Source organism: Opitutus sp. sgz309028, assembly GCF_059821195.1.
This window is the reverse complement of sequence record NZ_JCAMRR010000003.1, coordinates 539161-558975: the sequence shown is the minus strand read 5'-3', so window position 1 is coordinate 558975 and position 19815 is coordinate 539161. Positions and strand designations below refer to the sequence as shown.

Below are 19815 nucleotides of genomic sequence, written 5' to 3'. Positions count from 1 at the left end.
CCGACCGTGAGCACCGCCGCCGATTCCGAGCTCTCCCCGTTCCGCGATGCCGAGCAACGCTCCGTCGCGAATCACCTCGGTTTGTGGACGTTCCTCGCCACGGAAATTCTGTTCTTCGGCGGGTTGTTCATGGCGTATTCCGTTTATCGTTACGCCTACCCGGAGGCCTTCGCCGAAGGCAGCCGGCACCTCGACTTCTGGATCGGCACGATCAATACGGCCCTGCTGTTGACGAGCAGTCTGTTCGTGGCGCTGGGCGATCACGCCATCAAAGCCGGCCGCCACGCGACGCTGCGCGGATGCTTGATCGCCGCTTGGCTTCTCGGCGCGTTGTTTCTGGCCCTGAAGTTTCACGAGTATCATTCGAAATACGTCGAGCACCTCGTGCCCGGCCTGAACTTCCGCTACGACGAGCCGACGCACTGGGCGCCGCAGATCCAGTTGTTCATCTTTCTCTACTTCGCCCTGACGGGACTGCACGCGGTGCACATGTTCTTCGGCCTCGGGGCGATCGCCTGGGTGTTGTGGCTCGACCTCCGCGGCCGCGTCACCGCACAGCGTCACGGCGCCGTCGAAATGGTCGGGCTCTATTGGCACTTCGTGGACTGCGTGTGGATTTTTCTCTACCCGCTCCTCTACCTCATCGCTCACCGGTGACACCATGCGCGCGACCCGCTCCACCTTGTTCCGGTCCTACGGCGTGTTGATGCTCCTGCTCGCGCTCACGGCGGCGGCGACGTGGCTGCCGCCGGGGCCGTGGACGTTGTCGGTGTCGCTCGCCATCGCCCTCGCGAAGACGGCGATCGTCTTCCTGTATTTCATGCAACTGCGTTACCAGCGCGGGCTGGTGCGAATTTTCGCACTGGCGGGTTTCGTATGGCTGGGGATCGCCGGGTTGCTCACGTTCGCCGATTACCTCACGCGCGACGGATGAGTGCCGATGGTCACGAGCGGGAGATCGGGCCTGCCGCCGATGCCTTTCATACTGTCGCCCTTGATAAAGGCTTCAATCTGCCGCCCCATGGAACGAGGGAGAGCGGTGAATAGACTTGGTCTCCTATGGCCATCGACAAGGAAAGTTCCGGCGTGCCTGAGGTCGATTTCGGACGTCGCACCACCAAGGTGAACCTCGGGATCGTCATCGGCGTCGCCGTCTTCTACGCGATTGCGTATGGCGCGCTCTGGTGGTTCTCGCGCCGCGGCTGAGCGGCAGAGCGCGGAAAGAAGGCGGCGCGTCGGACGAAACCTGCGAACGAAAACGTCCGACGCGGGTCGACGACGCTGCGCCGGAAGCGTGACGTGACGCGTGGCCGGACGTTGCGCCCATGCTTGTTGTCGTCGCCATCCTTCTGCCGCTCCTGGCCGCGCCCCTGGTTGCCGTCAGCGGCCGCCTCGGCCGCGCCAGCGGCTGGATCGCGCTGGGCACGGCACTCGTTTCCACCGGGCTGATGGGCCTCGCCGCCGCATCCGCGGAGCCGTTTCGTTCTGAGGTCGTGACGTTCGCGTGGGTGCCGTCGCTCGGCGTCGAGGCGTCTTTCCTGGTCGACGGGCTCTCGCTCTTCTTCGGCTTGGTGGTCACGGGAATCGGCGCGTTGGTTTTCTTTTATGCGCTTTACTACTTGGAGGCCACCGGACGGCGGCGCGCGGAATTCTTCGGTTACCTGCTGTTCTTCATGGGCGCGATGCTCGGCACCGTCTTTTCGGAGAATCTGCTGCTGCTGGTGGTCTTCTGGGAACTCACCGGGCTGGCGTCGTTTCTGCTCATCGGCTTCGAACACGCGGACCGCGCTTCGCGCGCCGCCGCCCGCGCGGCCTTGCTCGTCACCGGGGGCACGGGCCTCGCGCTGCTCGCCGGCGTGGCGCTGCTCGCGACCCAGACGGGCACCCTGCGTCTTGCGGAGCTCCTCGTCCTCGACGCCTCGTCCCTTCCAGCCGGGCCAATGAACGCCGCGTTCCTGCTTATCGCGGTCGGGATCTTCGGCAAATCGGCCCAGTTTCCGTTTCATTTCTGGCTGCCGCGCGCCATGGTCGCACCGACGCCGGTCAGCACCTACCTGCACTCGGCGACCATGGTGCAACTCGGCGTGTTTCTCACCGCCCGGCTGTATCCACTTTTCAATTCCCTGGAAACCTGGACGCCGGTGCTCGTCGGCGTCGGCTTCTTCACGATGCTCTTCGGGGCGCTGGCGGCGCTGCTGTCGCACGACCTCAAAGCGCTGCTGGCTTACGCCACGATCAGCCAGCTCGGACTTTTTCTCGGGACCTACGGACTCGAGGACGGAGGTGTTCGCCACGATTTTGCCCACCTGGCCGACCACGTGCTCTACAAGGCCGGACTCTTCATGATTGCCGGCGTGATCGATCATGCGACCGGCATCCGCGATCTGCGCCGGCTCGGCGGACTTTGGCGGCGGTTGCCCTGGCTCGGGATCGCGACGATCGCCACGGCCGGAGCGCTGGCCGGACTTCCCGGCACGATCGGCTGGCCCAGCGTGCTCTCGACCTTCGAGATGGCGTATTCACACTCTGATGACGGCGCGTGGTGGCGCTACGGCCCCCCGATCGCGTTGACCGCGATGACGGCGGTGAACCTCGCGCTCGCCCTCCGCATCGTCTGGTCGGTCTTCTTTGCCTCGCCGCGCGGTCACCTCGCGCAGGCGCCGTTTCATACTCCGGGTCCGGCGCTCCAGGCCCCGGCGCTTCTGCTCGCCCTGGGCTGCGTGATTCTCGGGATCTGGCCGACGGGACTCAGTCTCCTGCTCGATCCGCTGCTCGTGACCGGTCTTCACGCGCCGGATCCGGCGCCGCTGTCGTTCTGGCCCGGGGCTCCGCCCGAGGCGCTGCTGGTCATCGGGGCAACGGCGGCGGGCGGGGCGTTGTTCGCGCTCGGACAGATCTGCCGCTGGCGTTTCAGTATCCCGCGCCGGTTGCGCCTCGAGCGCCATTTCGACCACCTGCTCGACACGCTGCGCGAAGCGGCGCGGCGTTTCACCGCCGCGATCCGCACCGATCAGCCCGGGGCCTACCTCCCGATCACCGCGCTGACGTTCGTGCTCCTGTCCGGCGGCTGGCTGGCCGCAAAATCGGACACGATCGGCTTGAATGCGGAAGCGCTCGCGGGGGCGCCGTGGCCGGGGCTCCTGCGTTCGCTGGTGATCGGCCTGGTGGCCGTCGCGCTTTTCCTGGTGGTGCGGCTCAGACGCTGGAGCGGCCAGCTGATCGCGCTTTCGATCGTCGGCTTTCTCCTCACGTTCTACTATGTGCTGTTCCGCGCGCCGGATCTGGCGATGACCCAGATCCTGATCGACTCCGTGACATTGATCCTCGTCCTGCTCTTGTTGGTGCGATTTTCGCACGCCACGGAACTCGGCGAACGTCAGGATCCGCCGCCGGTGGGGCGGCAAGCCTTCAATATCGCGCTTTCCACCGCCGTCGGGCTGAGCGTAGCCGCCCTCGTTTACGTCACCGCGGCCCGGCCGCATCCCCAACCGGTCGGCGAGTTTTACCTGAGCAACACCGAATCGCTCGCGCATGGACGCAACGCCGTGAACACGATCCTGGTCGACTTTCGCGGTTTCGACACGCTGTTCGAAATCGTCGTGCTGCTGCTGGCGGCGCTCGGCGCGCTCGGCCTTTTCATGCGGTATCGCCGGAGCCGTGAAGAGTATGCGGCCGGCGCGAGCGCCCCGGGCGGACTCGGCATCGATGACGTGGAGAAGGAGGAGGGCCTGTGACGCCGCTGCGTTCGTTTCTCTTCACGCCCGTGGCCGCGCTGCTGTTCTTCGCGGTCAACGTTTTCGCGCTGCATCTGCTGCTGCGCGGTCACAACGCTCCGGGCGGCGGCTTCATCGCCGGTGCCGGCACGGCGCTCACCTTGATTCTGCTCGGACTCGCGGACGGCGTCGAGGCACTGCAGCGCTTCGTCCGCTTCGATCCCATGCGAATCGCGGCCGGCGGCGTGGCGCTCGCCTTCGGGACGGCGACGGTGCCGCTGCTCTTCGGCGAAGCGGTTCTACAGCACCACGAGTTTACGTTCAGTAACCTCCCGCTCGTCGGCGAGATCGCGGTGAGCACGACGCTCGTGTTCGACATCGGCGTCTACCTGCTGGTGGTGGGAACGGTCACCAAGCTGCTCACCGTCCTCGCCCGCTCCGTCGCGCGGCTCGGCGCCTTTTCGCCCGACGAGGTCCGCCACTACGCTGCGAACAAGGAAGAACCGATCGAGTCCGCCCGCCGCTTCCCGCGGCGCAACGGCAAACCCGTCCAACGCTGAACCGATCCGCCATGCCTCTCGAAACCGCTTTGCTCGCCGGCCTTCTGTTCGGCTTCGCCTGCTACCTGTTTCTCCAACGCAGTTTCGTGCGGATCCTGTTCGGGTTCGTCCTCCTTGGGCAGGCAGCCAACATCGCAGTCCTCGCCATGTCGGGGGCGCCGGATGGGAAAGGCTCGCCCATCGTCGGGGGAGCCGGCGGCCCGATGGTCGATCCGCTGCCGCAGGCACTCATCCTGACGGCGATCGTGATCGGGCTCGGCGTCAACAGCTACCTCGTCGTGCTCATGTATCGAATTTTCCTGGACGAGCGCACCACCCGCGTGGACCGGACATTCCGCCCCCGCGGGCCGAAGCCGGAACGGTCATGATGATCGCTGCGATTCCTGTGATGGCGCCGGCGCTGACCGGCATCGCGCTGGTGTTCTGGCGGCGCCCCGGCACCGCGCGCCGGCTCGTCGCCGGCTTCAGCACGCTGCTCCAGCTCGCATTTGCCGTCTGGCTGGTGGGACACATCACCCGCGACGGACCGGTGCTCACGGTGGCGGGAGGCTGGTCGCCGGCTTTCGGCATCGCCCTCGTGGTCGACCCGCTCTCGGCCCTAATGCTGGCGTTGAGCGCCGTCACGACCTGTGCCTGCGTCGTCCTGGGCTTCGCCGAGCAGTCCGTGCGTTTCGAACATCCGCTGCGCCTTCCGCTCCTGCTGCTGCTCGTGGCGGGCACCAACCTGGCGTTCGTCACCGCGGATCTCTTCAATCTTTTCGTCGCGTTCGAGGTCGTGCTCGTCGGCTCGACCGCGCTGCTCACCCTCGAAGCCGACGACTGGGAAGTGAAGCACGCGTTTCCGTATCTCGCGATGAATCAGTTCGGCAGCGCGCTGTTTCTGGTCGCCGCCGCCCTCGCCTACGGACTTTTCGGCACGCTGAATTTTGCGGCGCTGGCGGAGCGCGCGAACTCGCTCGCGGGCGATCCTCGCCTCACGGCGCTCGCGTTGCTGCTGCTCGTCGTGTTCGGGCTGAAGGCGGGACTGTTTCCGTTGCACTACTGGCTGCCGAACAGCTATCCGACGCTGCCATCGCCGCTCGGCGCGTTGTATGCCGCGCTGCTCACCAAGGTCGGCATCTACGCCCTCATCCGCGTGTACGGCACCGTGCTGCCGGCCGATCCGGTCGTGCAGACGGCGCTGCTTTGGATCGCTGGCGCCACCTTGATCGTCGGCGTGCTCGGCGCGCTGGCCCGCGACTACGTGCGCGGCATCCTCGCGCTGCTGCTGACGCAGGTCGGGTTCATCGTGATGGCGGTGGGCTTTGCCGGCACCTACGCCTTCACCGCCGCGATCTACTATCTCATTCATCACGTGCTCGCGATGGCGGCGCTTTTCATGATCAACGGCGCTCTCATCCTGCTCGCGGGCACGGATCGCCTCTCGCGTTGCGCGAACCTCTGGCGCGCGGCGCCCGCTCTGGGCGTTCTGTTTCTGCTCCAGGCGATGTCCCTAGCGGGCATGCCGCCGTTCAGCGGATTCTGGGGGAAATACATGATCCTCGTGCGCGGTCTCGAGCGGGGGGCAACGACGCTCGTGGTCGTCGCGCTGCTGACGTCGCTGCTCACGATGGTCATCGCGATCGATATCTGGAATCGGGCCTTCTGGCGCGAGCGCGCCGACACCGTGCTGCGGCGCGACGATGGACGATGGAAACGAGTCGCTGCCGTTGCCGGCGGTTTCACGCTGCTTTCGCTCTGGGTGGGATTGCAGCCCGAACTTCCGCTTCGACTCGCGACGCAGGCGGCGACGTTCGTCCTCGATCGTTCCGACTACATCGCTTTCGGAAGAAGGGGGGCAACGCCATGAAACCGCTGCTGCTCAATCTCGCGGTCGCGCTCCTTTGGATGTTGCTGGCCGGTTCGCTCAGCACCTCGCGATTTCTCGCCGGCTATCTGATCGGCTTCGGGTTGCTCGCGCTGTTCCAACCGGTGATCGACAGCGGTCCTTACGTGCGGCGCAGTCTGGCGGTGTTGGGTTTTCTCGGCGTGTTGCTGCGCGACTACGCGCGCTCCACCGCGCGCACGCTGCAGCTGTGCCTGTTGACGCCGCGCGATCGGCTGCAACCAAAGCTCCTGGTCTACGACGTCGCGAACCTCACCCGTTTCGAGCGCCTTCTTCTTGCCCACGCGATCACGCTCACGCCGGGATCGGTGGTGATCGACCTCGATCCGCGGGCCGCCGAGTTCACCATTCATTTCCTCGACGGCGCCGATCCCGACGCCTCCCGCGCGTCGCTCGACCACGGGCTCCGCCGCGCCCTCCTCGCTTTCACCCGATGACCTACGCCGCCCTTACCCTCCCTCTGGTGCTGCTGGTGGCCGCGATGCTCCTCGCCCTGGTGCGAGTGGCGCGTGGCCCCACCATCTACGATCGCATCATGGCCTTCGACGCACTGGTGGTCTGCGCCGCCGGCGTCGTGGCGCTGCTCTCGCTCGCGTGGCACACCACCGTGTTCCTGGAGTTGATCCTGATCGTTTCGTCGCTCGGTTTTTTCAGCACGGTCGCTTTCGCCTATTATCTCGATCGCGCCCGGCCACCGGCCTCGGTTCGCCGTCGCCGTCAACGTCAGCCTTCACGAACATGAACGACTCCCTCGCCACCTGGCTTACCACCGCGCTGGCGATCGGCGGCGCGGCGGTGATTCTGCTCTCGCTGATCGGATTTCTCCGAATGCCGGATGTCTACTGCCGTTCGCACGCCCTCGGCGTCGGTTCAACCTGCGGGTTCACGCTGCTCATGCTGGCACTTTGGGGCGACCTCGGGACCGAGGCGGCCGGCTTCAAGGTGATCGCTGCCATTGCCTTTCAGCTCCTCACCATCCCCGTTTCCTCCCACCTGCTGGCCCTCCAGGCTCGCCGCAACCGGCTTCCCGCTTTCGGCGAACCCGGTTTCGAAAAACAAGCGGAGAAACACTCGCACTGACCATTCCATCGCCAGGACCCGGCACAGCGGTTAGGAACGCGCCTCAGCGGAGACGCCCTCGGCCCGATTCGGGTCTTCGCTCACGCCCACGGCCCCATGCATCGGTAGGGCGATCTTTTCGCGACCTCGTCTGCGCGCTCACGGCGTCATGGCTAGATTACGCCGTGGCCCGCGCTGGGGTGCGTCACCTCCGACGCGGCGTGGGCGAAACCGAAAATGAGGAACGATCGATGTCGAAGACGGCCGCTGATGTGATGGTTGAAACCCTGCAACAATGGGGCGTGAAAGTGATCTTCGGCCTACCGGGCGACGGCATCAACGGGATCATTGAAGCGCTGCGCAAAGTCGAACGGCAGCTTCGCTTCATCCAGGTCCGCCATGAGGAGGCCGCTGCGTTCATGGCTTGCGCCTACGCCAAATACACCGGCCAACTTGGCGTGTGTCTCGCGACCTCCGGGCCCGGCGGGCTGCACCTGCTCAACGGCCTCTACGACGCGAAACTCGACGGACAGCCGGTGCTCGCGATCACCGGACATCATTATCACGACCTGATCGACACGCACGCGCAGCAGGACGTGGACCTCGACCGCGTCTACATGGACGTGGCGTATTACAACACGCGCGTCATGGGCGCCGCTCACGTCGCACCGGTGACGAATCTCGCGTGTCGCACCGCGCTCGCGCGCCGCGGTGTCGCGCACATCAATTTCCCCGTCGACCTCCAGTCGCTGCCGCTGAAAAGCGACACGAGTTCCGAGCGAAACCTGCGCGGCCACGCCATGACCGACGTGCGCGCGCAGCGTGCCGGACTCCCGACGGAAAGCGATCTCGCCGCGGCCGCCCGGATCCTCAATCAGGGCCGCAAGGTGGCGATCCTCGCCGGCCAGGGCGCGCTGCACGCGACCGACGAGTTGATCGCGGTCGCGCAGAAGCTCGGCGCGCCGATCGTGAAGGCGCTGCTCGGCAAGGCCGCCGTGCCGGACGACTCGCCCTACACCACCGGCGGTATCGGCCTTTTGGGCACGCGACCGTCGCAGGAGGCGATGGAACAGTGCGACACGCTCCTGATGGTCGGCACGTCGTTTCCCTACATCGAGTTCCTGCCCAAGCCCGGCCGCGCGCGGGTTGTGCAGATCGACCGCGATCCTGCTCGCATCGGCCTGCGATGCCCCGTCGAAGTGGGACTCGCCGGCGATTCGCGGCGAACGCTCCAGGAGCTCCTGCCGCGGCTCGAAACCAAAGGCGACCGCTCCTTCCTCACGCAGGCGCAGCGCGGCATGCGGGACTGGTGGCAGCTCATGAAGAAACGCGGCACCCGCCAGGACCTGCCGATGAAACCACAGGTGGTCGCGTGGGAACTCGGCCAGCGCCTCGATACCGACGCGATCGTCAGCTGCGACAGCGGCACGATCGCGACCTGGTTTGCCCGGCAGATTCCGGTGCGGCGCGGCCAGATGCACTCGCTCTCCGGCACGCTCGCCACGATGGCCAACGGCCTCCCCTACACCATCGCCGCGCAGATCGCGTATCCGGATCGTCAATGCATCGGTTTCGTCGGCGACGGGGGTTTCACGATGCTCATGGGCGAATTCGCCACCGCCGTGAAATACCGGCTGCCGATCAAGATCGTCGTCGTGAAAAACAACTCCCTCGGCCAGATCAAGTGGGAGCAGATGGTGATGCTCGGGAATCCGGAATACGTCTGCGACTTGCATCCCATCGACTTCGCCGCGTTCGCGCACGCGTGCGGCGGCCACGGTTTCACGGTAGACGATCCCGCCCGTTGCGGCGAGATCATCGAGCAAGCGCTCGCAACGCCCGGCCCGGTCCTCATTGAGGCGGTGGTCGATCCGAACGAACCGCCCATGCCGGGCAAGATCAAGGCCCGGCAGGCGCTCCATTTCGCCGAGTCGCTCGCCCGTGGCACCCCCGATCGCGGCCGGATCATGGCCACCGTGGCCGAGGACAAGGTGCGCGAGCTCGTGTAGCGGGCGTCCCACGGCGCGCGTCCGCCATGCCTTCCTCCTCCCTACCGGCCGTCTCCACCCTGCGGATCGACGACCTGCGTGTCGCCGCCTTTCGGATACCGACGGAGTCGCCGGAATCGGACGGAACCTTGGAGTGGACGGCGACAGGGCTGGTCGTGGTGGAACTCGCCGCGGCAGGCGAGCGGGGCTTGGGCTACACCTACGGCGAGGCAGGCATTGGCCGGCTGATCGCGGATGAACTCGAGACGTTGGTCATCGGCCGCGACCCGTTCGACATCGGCGGAATCGGTCGTGACATCGTGGCCCGCTTCCGCAACGCCGGTCGGCAGGGAGCGGTCGCGCAGGCGCTCTCGGCGGTCGACATCGCGTTGTGGGATTTGAAGGCCCGCCTGCTGCAAGTCCCGCTGATCGCGCTGCTCGGGGCCGCGCGCGCATCGCTGCCCGTTTATGGCAGCGGCGGTTTCACCTCCTATGCCGACGCCGAGCTGCAGCGACAGTTCCGCGGCTGGAGCGACGCCGGCATCGCGCGTTTTAAAATGAAGGTCGGTCGCGAGCCGGAGCGCGATCGCGACCGGGTGCGGGCGGCCCGCGCGGCGATCGGCGATCGCGCCGCGCTCTTCGTCGATGCCAACAGCGCCTACACGCGCAACGAGGCGCTGGATCAGGCGCGGATGTTTGTGGACGAGGCCGACGTGCGCTGGCTCGAACAACCGCTGCCTCCGGGCGATCTGGAGGGCTTGCGTTTTCTGCGCGGCCGGGTGCCCGCGGGACTGCGGATCGCCGATGGCGAATACGGTTACGATCTGAATTATTTCCGTCGCTTGCTCGAAGCGCAGGCGGTGGACGTCGTCATGGCCGACGCGACCCGCTGCGGCGGCATCACCGGCTTTCTTGCCGTCGCCGTCCTCTGCGAAACCTGGATGCTTCCGCTCTCCTCCCATTGCGCCCCGGCCTTGCACGTTCATCCCGGCTGCGCGGCGCTGCCGATGATTCACGCGGAATATTTTCACGATCACGCCCGCATCGAGCAGACCTTCTTCGACGGCGCCGCGGAGCCGGCCGACGGAGAACTCCGTCCCGATCGCTCCCGGCCCGGTCACGGGTTGATCTTCAAATGGGCCGATGCTGCTCCGTTTGCGGCGTGAACCTTTTTACCATGGCCACCGAAGTCGCTTCCACCACCTTGCCGCGGACGTCGCCGCACCACCTGCCAACGCATTCGCTCGCCGAGCGGTTGCGCGCGGCCGTGCGCGGCGAAGTGCGTTTCGATGACGGCAGCCGGGCGCTCTACGCGACCGACGGTTCCAACTACCGCCAGCCGCCCATCGGCGTCGTGATCCCACGCGATCGAGCGGACATCGTCGCGACGGTGGCCATTTGCCACGAGCTCGGCGCGCCGCTGCTCTCGCGCGGCGGCGGCACCAGCCTCGCCGGGCAATGCTGCAATCACGCGGTCGTGATGGATCTGTCGAAATACTACCATCACGTCCTTTCGATCGATCCGGTTCGCCGCCTCGCCAAAGTGGAAACGGGCATCGTGCTCGACGAGGTGCAGAAGGCTGCCCGGCCGCACGGACTCATCTTCGGGCCGAATCCCGCGACGCACAGCCGCTGCACCGTGGGCGGGATGCTCGGCAACAACTCATGCGGCATCAATTCGCTCCTCGCGGCGCGACATGGCTTCGGCCTTCGCACCTCCGACAATGTCGCCGAACTCGAGGTGCTGACCTACGACGGCACGATTCTTCGCCTCGGCGAAACCTCCGACGCGGACTTTGCCCGTGCGATCGCCAAAGGCGGACGCCGGGGCGAAATTTACCGCGGACTGCAGCAGTTGCGCGATGAAGCCGGCGACCTGATCCGCGAGCGTTTCCCCAAGATCCCCCGCCGCGTGTCGGGCTACAACCTCGACGATCTTCTGCCCGAGAAACGAACGAACCTCGCTCGCGCGGTCGTTGGTTCCGAGGGCACGTGCGTGGTGATTCTCTCCGCGACGCTGCATCTCGTGCCGCGACCGGAGCACCGCACGTTGCTCGTGCTCGGCTACCCGGACGCGGTGGCGGCGGGTCGTCACGTCACGGACATTCTCCCCGCGCAACCGATCGGGCTCGAAGGCATCGACCGCGCACTCGTCGACATGATGCGCAGCCATCAGATGCACGCGGATGCGCTTGAGCTTCTGCCTGACGGTCACGGCTGGCTGCTCGTCGAATTCGGCGGCGACACCGCTGACGAAAGCCGCGGCCAGGCACAGCACGTGATGGAGCAACTGCGAGGCAAATCCGACGCGCCGACCATGAAGCTTTACGATCAGCCGGAGGCGATCGCGAAAGTCTGGGAGGCCCGTGAAGCCGGACTCGGCGCGACCGCGTTTGTGCCGGGGCAACCGGACACGTGGCCCGGTTGGGAAGATACCGCGGTGGCGCCCGAGAAGGTCGGCGATTATTTGCGCGAGTTGCGCGATCTCTTCGGCCGCCACGGCTATCATCCCGCGCTCTACGGACATTACGGGCAGGGCTGCATTCACTGCCGCGTAAATTTCGATCTCGTGACCGAGGCGGGCCTGCGCAACTACCGCACCTTCCTCGACGAGGCCTCCGATCTCGTGGTGCGCTACGGCGGATCGTTTTCCGGCGAACATGGCGACGGGCAGGCGCGCGGCGAGCTCCTGGAAAAACTCTACGGACCCGAGCTGATGAACGTGTTTCGCCGGTTCAAGGCATTGTGGGATCCGGACTGGAAAATGAATCCCGGCAAGGTCATCGACGCGCGGCCGATCACCTCGGATCTCCGCCTCGGCACCGACTACAATCCCACGCGACCGAAAACGTGGTTCAGCTATGCGGAAGATCACGGCGATTTCAGCCGCTCGGTGTTGCGCTGTGTCGGCGTCGGGCTGTGTCGCCGTCACGAGGGCGGCACGATGTGCCCCAGCTACATGGCGACGCGCGAGGAGAAACACTCCACCCGCGGCCGGGCGCACCTGCTTTTCGAGATGCTGCAGGGGAGCGTCATCACCGATGGTTTCAAGAGCGAAGCCGTGCGCGAGTCGCTCGATCTGTGCCTGTCCTGCAAAGGCTGCAAGGGCGACTGCCCCGTGCACGTCGATCTCGCGACCTACAAGGCCGAGTATCTGGCGCACCACTACGCCGGACGCTGGCGTCCGCGACACATGTATGCCTTCGGTTTGATCGGACGCTGGGCACGCTTCGGCGGTCTGCTGCCCCGCGTGTCCAATTTCGTTCAGCGTGCGCCCGTGTTTTCCGGAATCGTCAAAGCGGCGATCGGCGTGGCGCGGCCGCGCCGGATCCCGCGCTTCGCGCGGGAATCGTTCAAGCACTGGTTCTTCCGTCGCGCGCCGGTGAATCCCGCCGCGTCGCCGGTGATCCTCTGGCCGGATACGTTCAACAACTACTACCATCCGGAGGTCGCGCGCGCGGCCACGGAGTTCCTCGAACGCGCCGGATGGCGCGTGGTGGTGCCGCGCGCGGCGTTGTGCTGCGGCCGTCCGCTCTACGATTATGGCATGCTCGACACCGCGCGCGAGTGGCTGCTGCGGATTCTGGACGAGCTGCGCGCGGAGATTCGCGCGGGGATTCCGATGGTCGGACTCGAGCCGAGCTGCGTGACGACGTTTCGCGACGAGCTGTGCAATATCATCCCGCACGACGAGGATGCCCAACGCCTCGCGTCGCAGACCTATATCCTGAGCGAGTTCATCGACCGCAAGATGCCGGACTATCCGCTGCCGCAGCTGCGGCGGCGCGCGATCGTGCACGGCCACTGCCATCACAAGTCGGTGCTGAAGTTCGACGCGGAGAAGCGCGTGCTCGCGCGGCTGGGCCTCGAGTTTGAAGTGCTCGACTCCGGCTGCTGCGGCATGGCGGGCGCCTTCGGTTTCGAAAAGGAACACTACGATGTTTCGATCGCGTGCGGCGAACGGGTGCTGCTGCCGCGCGTCCGTGAAACGCCGCCGGAAACGCTCGTGCTGACCAACGGATTCAGCTGTCGCGAGCAGATCGAACAGACGACCTCACGCCGGCCGCTGCACCTGGCCGAGCTTCTGGAACTCGCCTGGCGCGAAGGTTCGCCGGCGCCACGTGTTCCCCCACGCCCACCTTCATGAAAACGAAACGACTCAGCGCCACGGCCGGCACCCAAACGCACGTGCTGGTCTTCGAGACCGGCGAGGAGGTGATGCAGGAGCTCACCGCCTACGCCCGGCGCGAAAACCTTCGCGCCGGTCACTTCACGGCGATCGGTGCGTTCCGCGCCTGCGAACTCGCGTATTTCGACTGGGAAACGAAGGCGTATTCAAAAATCCCCGTCACGGAGCAGGTCGAGGTGCTCGTGCTCGCCGGCGACATCGCCTGGAAGGACGACGAACCGGTGGTGCACGCGCACGTCGTGCTCGGCCGCCGCGACGGATCGACGCGCGGCGGTCATCTGTTGTCCGGGCTGGTCCGACCGACGCTGGAAGTGGCCCTGACGGTCGGCGGCTCGCTCGAAAAACGTTTCGATCCCGCCACGGGGCTTTCGTTCATCACCGACCGTTGACCGCCTGACGTCACGCGTCTCGGGGCCCCGCGGCCTCGGCGAGATAATGCGCGGCATTGATCAGCGCCACATGCGAGAACGCCTGCGGAAAATTTCCGACCAGGCGTTTCGCGCCCGCATCGTATTCTTCCGCCAACAGCCCCAAAGGGGTGCGCAACGTCAGCAACTGATCGAATAGCCTGCGCGCTTCACCGCCGCGTCCGATCCGGTCAAGACATTCGACCAGCCAGAACGAACACGGCAGAAACGTCCCCTCGCCCGGCGGCAAACCATCCACATCGGACGATTCGTGCGGGTGGTAGCGATGCACCAAACCGTCCTTCGTCAGGCGATCCCGGATGGCTCGAATCGTCCGCTCCATCCGTGGATCCGACGCCGGCAAGAAACCGACCAGCGGCATCATCAACAGACTGGCGTCGATCCGCTGCGCTCCGAAATACTGGGTGAACACGCCTTGCGCGGCATCGTAGCCGTCACGACAAACCGTCGCGTGAATCTCATCGCGGACCTCCCGCCATCGGCGCAGGTCGCCGTCGAGACCGTGTTTCTCAATGGCTTGCACGCCGCGATCCAGCGCCACCCACGCCATCACCTTGGAGTGCGTGAAATGCCTTCGTCCTCCCCGCACTTCCCAGATGCCTTCGTCCGGCTCCTGCCAATGCGCGGCCACAAACTCGACGAGCTGCCGCTGCAAGCTCCACGCATCCTCCGAGGTATGCAGCCCGAGTTCCCGTTTCAGTTCCGTGGCGTCCAAGATTTCTCCATACACATCGAGCTGGAATTGTTCGGCGGCCGCGTTGCCCACGCGCACGGGGCGGGCACCTTCGTAGCCGGCCAGGTGCGGCAACTCGATCTCGCGCAGGAAACGTTCGCCCGCGGCGCCATACAGCATCTGCAGTTCCGCCGGATCGCCGGCGACCGCCCGCAGCAACCAGTCGCCCCACGCCGCCGCCTCACCGGTGTAGCCGGAGCGCATCATCGCCCGCAAGGTCAGCGTCGCGTCGCGCAACCAGCAGTAGCGATAATCCCAGTTCCGCACGCCTCCGAGCTGCTCCGGCAGGGACGTTGTCGGTGCCGCCACGATTCCGCCCGTCGGATGATACGTGAGCGCCTTCAACACGATGAGCGAACGCACGACCGCGTCGCGATACGGTCCGCGATACGTGCAGCGGCCCGTCCATTCGTGCCAGAAGCGCTCGGTGCGGCGCAGGATTTCCTCCGGTTCGAGCGGCGGTGGCGGCGACTCATGCGCGGGATACCAGCTGAGGTCGAAGCGGCAGCGTTGCCCGGCGGACAACGTGAACTGCCCGCGAATGGTGGCGTCGTCGGACGCGAGCTCGACGTCAGTGCGCAGCGCCAGCGCATCCGGGCCGGCGACCGCGTGGATCTCGCTGTGCGTCCGCCGGATCCACGGTCGCGTGCGGCCATAGCCGAAACGGGGAGTCAGCACCGTCTCCATAACGACGCGGCCGCGCACCCCCTCGATGATGCGGATCACGTCATGACGTCCATCAGCCGGCGGCATGAAATCGATCACGCGCACCTCGCCCTCCCCGGTTTCGAAAACGGTTTCCAGAATCAACGTGTCCGCCCGGTAGGATTGCGTCGCGCGCCGGACCTTTCCCACCGGCGCTATTCGCCAACGGCCGTTGTTTTCGTCGCCCAACAACGCCGCGAAGCATGCGCTCGCATCGAACCGCGGCAGACAGAGCCAGTCGATCGAGCCGTCGCTCCCGATCAGCGCCGTCGTGTGCAAGTCGCCAATCACCCCGTAGTGTTCGAGCTTCACTCGAAATAGGTTCCGGAGCGCGGAAAAGGTTCCTCGCTTCGATCAAGAATGGCTATGGGCAGGACAAGAAAGTCCATTCAGCCGGGGCACGGTTTCGGCTAGGCTGATCATCACGACTTCACCCCATGGTCATCGACGCCCACCAGCATTTTTGGCGCTACACCCGCGAAGACTACGACTGGATCGATGACGCGATGCAGGCGATCCGCCGCGACTTCTTGCCGTCGGATCTGCAACGCGTTCTCGATGTGAACGGGATCGACGGTTCCATCGCCGTGCAGGCGCGGCAGACCGCCGCGGAAACCGAATGGCTGCTCGAACTCGCCGACTCGGCGCCGCGCATTCGGGGCGTCGTCGGCTGGCTGCCGCTCGCCGAACACGGCCGCACGATTGGTGCGCTCCTCGATCGTTTCATGGCGCATCCGCGCTTCAAAGGCGTCCGCCACGTGCTGCAGGCGGAGCCGGATGCGTTTTTCGAGCATGCGGGTTTCAACGCGGCGCTGGCCGAGGTCGCCGGGCGTGGCTTGAGCTACGATCTGCTGATCTTCGCCCGCCAGCTGCCGGCCGCGCTGCGCTGGGTGAAGCGCCATCCCTCGCTGCGCATTGTGCTCGACCATATTGCCAAGCCTGTCGTGCAGGGCAGCCCGCCGGCGACCTGGCGCGATCAACTGCGGGAGCTCGCGCGTCACACGCAGGTCGGCTGCAAGTTTTCCGGTGTGGTCACCGAGGTGCCCGGCTGGCAATGGACGCCCGAGCTGCTGCGGCCGTATTTCGACGTCGCGCTCGAGGCCTTCGGTCCACAGCGCCTGATGTTCGGCTCCGACTGGCCGGTGTGCCTGGTCGCGAGCGATTACGACCGTTGGTTCGAGTTTGTGCGGAGCTGCGTCGCGCCGCTTTCGCGCGAAGAACAGGCGGCGATCCTCGGAGGAAACGCCGCCGCGTTTTATCGGTTGAACGCTTAAGCGCGCTGCCAGCCGCGCGCCGCGAGGCGCGCGCATTCTCAATCGAGCGGACGCCGGTCTGTGTGTTTCAGGCGTCGATCTCGGCGGCGGAAAGCCCGACCGGCAACGCCGGCGGCCGGGCGCATGTGCTGGAAATCTGGATATGCCGGCCGGTGCGCGACGAGGCTTCAAACGCTTCCATCACCTCGAGGACATGCTGCGCGAGTGCGCCGCTCGCGCGCACGGGTCGGCCCGGGCGCTGGATCGAACGCGCGAGATCGGCAACGCCGGAACCGCGGCCGCGGTCGGTCGTGTGCGAGTGCGGCACCTCCTCGTAGGCGTCGACGGCGCCGCGTCGGAGGCGCACCGCGCCGTCGAAACGGTTAGGATCGGGCGCTTCGATCGTGCCCTCCGTGCCGAAGACCAGCAGCGGCGGCAGCGGATACGGCCAGGTGTCGAAACTCGTGACGATGGTCGCCGTTGCACCGCTGGCGAAATCCATGACGCCCGCGACATGCGTCGGCACTTGCACGGGGATCTTCGTGCCGGCGAGCGGCTGACTGGTGATGGTCCGCTCCTGATACGCTGCTTGCGCGGAACCCGACACGCGCACGACCGGGCCGAGGAAATTGATCAGCGCGGTGATGTAGTAAGGCCCCATGTCGAGCATCGGCCCGCCGCCGGGCTCGTAGTAGAATTGCGGACTCGGATGCCAGCTCTCATGTCCGGGACAGAGCATGAACGCGAGGGCCGACACCGGCCGACCGATGCGTCCGTCATCGATCAGCTTGCGCGCCGTCTGCAAACCGCCGCCAAGAAACGTGTCTGGCGCGCAGCCGACGAGGAGACGCTGGCGGCGCGCCAGCTCGAGCACCGCCGCGCCGTCGGCTGCGTGGAGGGCGAAGGGCTTTTCGGTGTAAACATGTTTGCCGGCGTTGAGCGCGGCGGTGTTCACCGCGGCGTGGGCGCGGGGCACGGTGAGGTTGACGACGAGGTCGATCTCCGGATCCGCGAGCAATTGCTCCACGCTGAGGGCGCGAATCCCATGCTCGGCGGCTTTCGCCTGCGCGCGGGCGAGATCGAGATCGGCGCAGGCGACGACGCGGATGAATTCGTAGCGGGCGCAACCCGCGAAATACTGGTCACTGATCTTTCCGCAGCCGATCAGACCGACACGAATGGGTGGGGGCATGACGCCATGCTTCGGCAACGTCGCGAAACGCGTCAAGGGAGCCCGCCACTATTATTGTTGAACCGCTTGAGTGCCGACGGAGAGATCCGGCAGCGAAACAGGAATTTGGCGTCGGCGGGAAATTCCCGTTGACGCAGCCTCGGCGCAGCCTTTGCTCTGGCCCTTCTCGTTTGGGGCCAGATAGCTCAGTTGGTAGAGCAGAGGACTGAAAATCCTTGTGTCCCCGGTTCAATTCCGGGTCTGGCCACCATCCTCACTCTCCGTCGTTCCTGCATCGAACGGCGGCTGCAGATCCCGACGCGCAGTCCGATTTCGGGCGCGTCGATTCGGGATTACTCCGGAAGAATTGGTGGAAAGTTCGCGCGCGAGCGCGATCACTCGCGAGGCACTGCGTCCATTCCTGCCTGTTTCTCACAGCGCTGGCTCAGGGTTACGGCAGCCGATGCTCTTCCATTCTCCCGGCTCGGTGGCGGCCCCGCAGGTCGCCTCGCCGCCAAGTCTGCTCCCCTTCCCGCTCGGCACCTCGAGGTGCAACCGGCGGACACAAAAAAAGCGAACCCGGTGAAGGATTCGCTTTTTAAAAGAAACCGATCGTTCGCTTAGTTGGCGCTCGCCGGGGCCGCGGCGGCGGCGACCTTCGCGGCGTGAATCTCGGCGGAGCGATCCTTGACCTGCACGGCCACCGCGGCCTTGCCGGTGCGGTTGCGGAGGTAGTAAAGACGCGCGCGCATCGTCTCGGACTCGCGCTCGACCTCGATCTTCACGATGTTCGGCGAGTTGACCGGAAACACGCGCTCGACGCCTTCGCCGTAGCTGATGCGGCGAACGGTGAACGTCTCGTGGATGCCATGACCTTTACGAGCGATCACGATGCCCGCGTAGACCTGCACGCGCTCTTTGTCGCCCTCGCGCACCTTCGTGTGCACGCGCACGCCGTCGCCGACTTTGAACGGCGTGATGTCTTTCTTCACCTGAGCGGAGGTGATCTCTTTAATGATCGGGTTCATGGCAGTTTATGTGAGTAAATCGGGTCTGACCTGACGGGTCTTTTCCAGTTGTCGCGCATGCCGCCATTTTTCGATCTCAGCATGATTTCCGGAAAGCAGAACCTCCGGAACGGACATGCCGCGAAATTCCGCGGGACGCGTGTATTGAGGAAAGTCGAGCAACTTGTTGGTGAACGATTCGTGCGTCAATGACTTTTCCTCTCCGAGCACGCCCGGAATGAAACGCGCGAGCGCATCGATCACGACGGCCGCCGCGAGCGTGCCATTCGTCAGCACATAGTCGCCAATGCTGATCTCCTGATCGATGACACAATCGCGAATGCGTTGATCGATCCCTTCGTAATGCCCGCTCAACAGCACGAGATGCTGCTGCTGCGAAAGTTCGTGAGCCAGCGTTGGCGAGAGCGGCTGACCGTCGGGCGTCAGATAAATCCGCCGGCAGCCCGGCGTCTGCACTTGCTCGATCGCCGCAAACACCGGCTCCGGCTTCATCACCATCCCCGCGCCGCCGCCAAACGGCCGGTCGTCGGCGGTACGATGCTTGTCTGTCGTCCACGCGCGCAAATCATGCACGCTCACCGCCAGATGCCCGGCCGCGATGCCTTTGCCGAGAATGCTTTCGGCAAGAAATCCTTCGAGCATCCGCGGGAAAAGCGTGAGGACGTCGATCTTCAGCGGCATGAACGGTGCGAGAGGTTGAAGCCGGGCGCGGTTAACAAAAAACCCCGGAAACGAGTCCGAGGTTTGAAAGATCCTGGTCGGGGAAACTGGCTCCGCGACCTGCGTTTTCCGCGTCGATCCGCTCAGGCAGCGGGCTCGGTGGCGGCCGCAGCGCGACGCGCCTTCTTGATCATCGCGTGCATCGTGTTCGTGGGCTTCGCGCCCTTGCTCAGCCAATAGTCCACGCGGTCGAGCTTCAGATTGATCGGGTTGCCCTTGGTCTTGGGCGTGTAGGTGCCGAGGTTTTCCACGGCGTCGCCATCGCGACGGGAACGCGCTTCAGCCACGACAACGCGGTAAAGCGGCTGATGCACGGAGCCAACCTTGGTAAGACGGATTTTGAGAGCCATGACGGTGTTTTGCGGAGCGTTCTTGCTTTGAAA

General features: G+C 65.5%; 20 protein-coding genes and 1 tRNA gene. 16 read left to right on the top strand and 5 right to left on the bottom strand.

The window, feature by feature from the left end; translation table 11 throughout:
• Positions 1 to 6: 6 nt before the first annotated feature.
• The 14 genes from AC6RV7_RS14030 (at position 7) to AC6RV7_RS13965 (ending at position 13783) form a co-directional block, all read left to right on the top strand.
• Positions 7 to 657, top strand: coding sequence for a cytochrome c oxidase subunit 3 family protein (locus tag AC6RV7_RS14030; RefSeq protein WP_500094633.1), 651 nt, complete (start codon positions 7 to 9; stop codon positions 655 to 657).
• A 4-nt stretch (positions 658 to 661) separates the two neighbouring features.
• Entirely contained in the window at positions 662 to 934 is a 273-nt protein-coding gene (locus AC6RV7_RS14025; RefSeq protein ID WP_500094632.1) for a cytochrome C oxidase subunit IV family protein, read from the top strand.
• Positions 935 to 1059: 125 nt separating this feature from the next.
• Positions 1060 to 1206, top strand: coding sequence for a hypothetical protein (locus AC6RV7_RS14020; protein WP_500094631.1), 147 nt, complete (start codon positions 1060 to 1062; stop codon positions 1204 to 1206).
• Between the two features lie 119 nt (positions 1207 to 1325).
• Positions 1326 to 3734, top strand: a complete 2409-nt coding sequence (gene mbhE, locus AC6RV7_RS14015) for a hydrogen gas-evolving membrane-bound hydrogenase subunit E (protein WP_500094630.1) — start codon at positions 1326 to 1328, stop codon at positions 3732 to 3734.
• Positions 3731 to 4273, top strand: a complete 543-nt coding sequence (locus tag AC6RV7_RS14010) for an MnhB domain-containing protein (protein WP_500094629.1) — start codon at positions 3731 to 3733, stop codon at positions 4271 to 4273. The genes mbhE and AC6RV7_RS14010 overlap by 4 nt, the downstream gene beginning before the upstream one ends.
• A gap of 11 nt (positions 4274 to 4284) precedes the next feature.
• On the top strand, positions 4285 to 4641 hold the full coding sequence (locus AC6RV7_RS14005; RefSeq protein ID WP_500094628.1) for a sodium:proton antiporter: 357 nt from the start codon (positions 4285 to 4287) through the stop codon (positions 4639 to 4641).
• On the top strand, positions 4638 to 6122 hold the full coding sequence (locus AC6RV7_RS14000) for a complex I subunit 5 family protein (protein WP_500094627.1): 1485 nt from the start codon (positions 4638 to 4640) through the stop codon (positions 6120 to 6122). Before AC6RV7_RS14005 ends, AC6RV7_RS14000 begins: the two co-directional genes overlap by 4 nt.
• Entirely contained in the window at positions 6119 to 6595 is a 477-nt protein-coding gene (locus AC6RV7_RS13995) for a Na+/H+ antiporter subunit E (RefSeq protein ID WP_500094626.1), read from the top strand. Before AC6RV7_RS14000 ends, AC6RV7_RS13995 begins: the two co-directional genes overlap by 4 nt.
• The gene (locus AC6RV7_RS13990; protein ID WP_500094625.1) at positions 6592 to 6900 is read left to right on the top strand and encodes an MrpF/PhaF family protein; all 309 of its coding nucleotides are present in this window, start codon (positions 6592 to 6594) and stop codon (positions 6898 to 6900) included. Before AC6RV7_RS13995 ends, AC6RV7_RS13990 begins: the two co-directional genes overlap by 4 nt.
• Positions 6897 to 7238, top strand: coding sequence for a cation:proton antiporter (locus AC6RV7_RS13985; protein ID WP_500094624.1), 342 nt, complete (start codon positions 6897 to 6899; stop codon positions 7236 to 7238). Before AC6RV7_RS13990 ends, AC6RV7_RS13985 begins: the two co-directional genes overlap by 4 nt.
• Positions 7239 to 7468: 230 nt before the next feature.
• On the top strand, positions 7469 to 9226 hold the full coding sequence (locus tag AC6RV7_RS13980; RefSeq protein ID WP_500094623.1) for a thiamine pyrophosphate-dependent enzyme: 1758 nt from the start codon (positions 7469 to 7471) through the stop codon (positions 9224 to 9226).
• A gap of 26 nt (positions 9227 to 9252) precedes the next feature.
• On the top strand, positions 9253 to 10371 hold the full coding sequence (locus tag AC6RV7_RS13975) for an enolase C-terminal domain-like protein (RefSeq protein WP_500094622.1): 1119 nt from the start codon (positions 9253 to 9255) through the stop codon (positions 10369 to 10371).
• A gap of 11 nt (positions 10372 to 10382) precedes the next feature.
• Positions 10383 to 13352, top strand: coding sequence for an FAD-binding and (Fe-S)-binding domain-containing protein (locus tag AC6RV7_RS13970; RefSeq protein ID WP_500094621.1), 2970 nt, complete (start codon positions 10383 to 10385; stop codon positions 13350 to 13352).
• Positions 13349 to 13783, top strand: coding sequence for a PPC domain-containing DNA-binding protein (locus tag AC6RV7_RS13965; protein WP_500094620.1), 435 nt, complete (start codon positions 13349 to 13351; stop codon positions 13781 to 13783). The genes AC6RV7_RS13970 and AC6RV7_RS13965 overlap by 4 nt, the downstream gene beginning before the upstream one ends.
• A gap of 10 nt (positions 13784 to 13793) precedes the next feature.
• Here the strand turns inward: AC6RV7_RS13965 and AC6RV7_RS13960 are convergent, their stop codons facing one another.
• The gene (locus AC6RV7_RS13960) at positions 13794 to 15572 is read right to left on the bottom strand and encodes a glycoside hydrolase family 15 protein (RefSeq protein ID WP_500094619.1); all 1779 of its coding nucleotides are present in this window, start codon (positions 15570 to 15572) and stop codon (positions 13794 to 13796) included.
• A 125-nt stretch (positions 15573 to 15697) separates the two neighbouring features.
• On the opposite strand from AC6RV7_RS13960, the gene AC6RV7_RS13955 reads away from it, so the two are divergent.
• The gene (locus tag AC6RV7_RS13955; RefSeq protein ID WP_500094618.1) at positions 15698 to 16534 is read left to right on the top strand and encodes an amidohydrolase family protein; all 837 of its coding nucleotides are present in this window, start codon (positions 15698 to 15700) and stop codon (positions 16532 to 16534) included.
• Between the two features lie 67 nt (positions 16535 to 16601).
• Here AC6RV7_RS13955 and AC6RV7_RS13950 read toward each other — a convergent pair whose 3' ends face one another.
• Positions 16602 to 17705 carry a Gfo/Idh/MocA family protein gene (locus tag AC6RV7_RS13950; protein ID WP_500094617.1) on the bottom strand — a complete coding sequence of 368 codons (1104 nt, stop codon included), beginning with the start codon at positions 17703 to 17705 and terminating at the stop codon, positions 16602 to 16604.
• 174 nt (positions 17706 to 17879) lie between these two features.
• Here AC6RV7_RS13950 and AC6RV7_RS13945 point away from each other — a divergent pair.
• Positions 17880 to 17955 (top strand) — tRNA-Phe (locus AC6RV7_RS13945).
• Between the two features lie 349 nt (positions 17956 to 18304).
• On the opposite strand, the gene rplS is transcribed toward AC6RV7_RS13945, so the two are convergent.
• The 3 genes from rplS to rpsP form a co-directional block, all read right to left on the bottom strand.
• The gene (gene rplS / locus AC6RV7_RS13940) at positions 18305 to 18712 is read right to left on the bottom strand and encodes a 50S ribosomal protein L19 (RefSeq protein WP_500094616.1); all 408 of its coding nucleotides are present in this window, start codon (positions 18710 to 18712) and stop codon (positions 18305 to 18307) included.
• A gap of 6 nt (positions 18713 to 18718) precedes the next feature.
• Positions 18719 to 19393: a tRNA (guanosine(37)-N1)-methyltransferase TrmD gene (trmD, locus tag AC6RV7_RS13935; RefSeq protein ID WP_500094615.1), complete on the bottom strand. Its 675-nt coding sequence runs from the start codon at positions 19391 to 19393 to the stop codon at positions 18719 to 18721.
• Between the two features lie 122 nt (positions 19394 to 19515).
• The gene (gene rpsP, locus AC6RV7_RS13930; protein WP_500094614.1) at positions 19516 to 19782 is read right to left on the bottom strand and encodes a 30S ribosomal protein S16; all 267 of its coding nucleotides are present in this window, start codon (positions 19780 to 19782) and stop codon (positions 19516 to 19518) included.
• Positions 19783 to 19815 lie beyond the last annotated feature (33 nt).

Coding starts and splice junctions, on each gene's coding strand:
- AC6RV7_RS14025 (WP_500094632.1), top strand. CDS start 662: ATGCGCGCGACCCGCTCCACCTTGTTCCGGTCCTACGGCGTGTTGATG.
- AC6RV7_RS13985 (WP_500094624.1), top strand. CDS start 6,897: ATGAACGACTCCCTCGCCACCTGGCTTACCACCGCGCTGGCGATCGGC.
- AC6RV7_RS14020 (WP_500094631.1), top strand. CDS start 1,060: ATGGCCATCGACAAGGAAAGTTCCGGCGTGCCTGAGGTCGATTTCGGA.
- AC6RV7_RS13965 (WP_500094620.1), top strand. CDS start 13,349: ATGAAAACGAAACGACTCAGCGCCACGGCCGGCACCCAAACGCACGTG.
- AC6RV7_RS14000 (WP_500094627.1), top strand. CDS start 4,638: ATGATGATCGCTGCGATTCCTGTGATGGCGCCGGCGCTGACCGGCATC.
- trmD (WP_500094615.1), bottom strand. CDS start 19,393: ATGCCGCTGAAGATCGACGTCCTCACGCTTTTCCCGCGGATGCTCGAA.
- rplS (WP_500094616.1), bottom strand. CDS start 18,712: ATGAACCCGATCATTAAAGAGATCACCTCCGCTCAGGTGAAGAAAGAC.
- AC6RV7_RS13955 (WP_500094618.1), top strand. CDS start 15,698: ATGGTCATCGACGCCCACCAGCATTTTTGGCGCTACACCCGCGAAGAC.
- AC6RV7_RS14005 (WP_500094628.1), top strand. CDS start 4,285: ATGCCTCTCGAAACCGCTTTGCTCGCCGGCCTTCTGTTCGGCTTCGCC.
- AC6RV7_RS13990 (WP_500094625.1), top strand. CDS start 6,592: ATGACCTACGCCGCCCTTACCCTCCCTCTGGTGCTGCTGGTGGCCGCG.
- AC6RV7_RS13950 (WP_500094617.1), bottom strand. CDS start 17,705: ATGCCCCCACCCATTCGTGTCGGTCTGATCGGCTGCGGAAAGATCAGT.
- AC6RV7_RS13970 (WP_500094621.1), top strand. CDS start 10,383: ATGGCCACCGAAGTCGCTTCCACCACCTTGCCGCGGACGTCGCCGCAC.
- rpsP (WP_500094614.1), bottom strand. CDS start 19,782: ATGGCTCTCAAAATCCGTCTTACCAAGGTTGGCTCCGTGCATCAGCCG.
- AC6RV7_RS13980 (WP_500094623.1), top strand. CDS start 7,469: ATGTCGAAGACGGCCGCTGATGTGATGGTTGAAACCCTGCAACAATGG.
- AC6RV7_RS13995 (WP_500094626.1), top strand. CDS start 6,119: ATGAAACCGCTGCTGCTCAATCTCGCGGTCGCGCTCCTTTGGATGTTG.
- mbhE (WP_500094630.1), top strand. CDS start 1,326: ATGCTTGTTGTCGTCGCCATCCTTCTGCCGCTCCTGGCCGCGCCCCTG.
- AC6RV7_RS13975 (WP_500094622.1), top strand. CDS start 9,253: ATGCCTTCCTCCTCCCTACCGGCCGTCTCCACCCTGCGGATCGACGAC.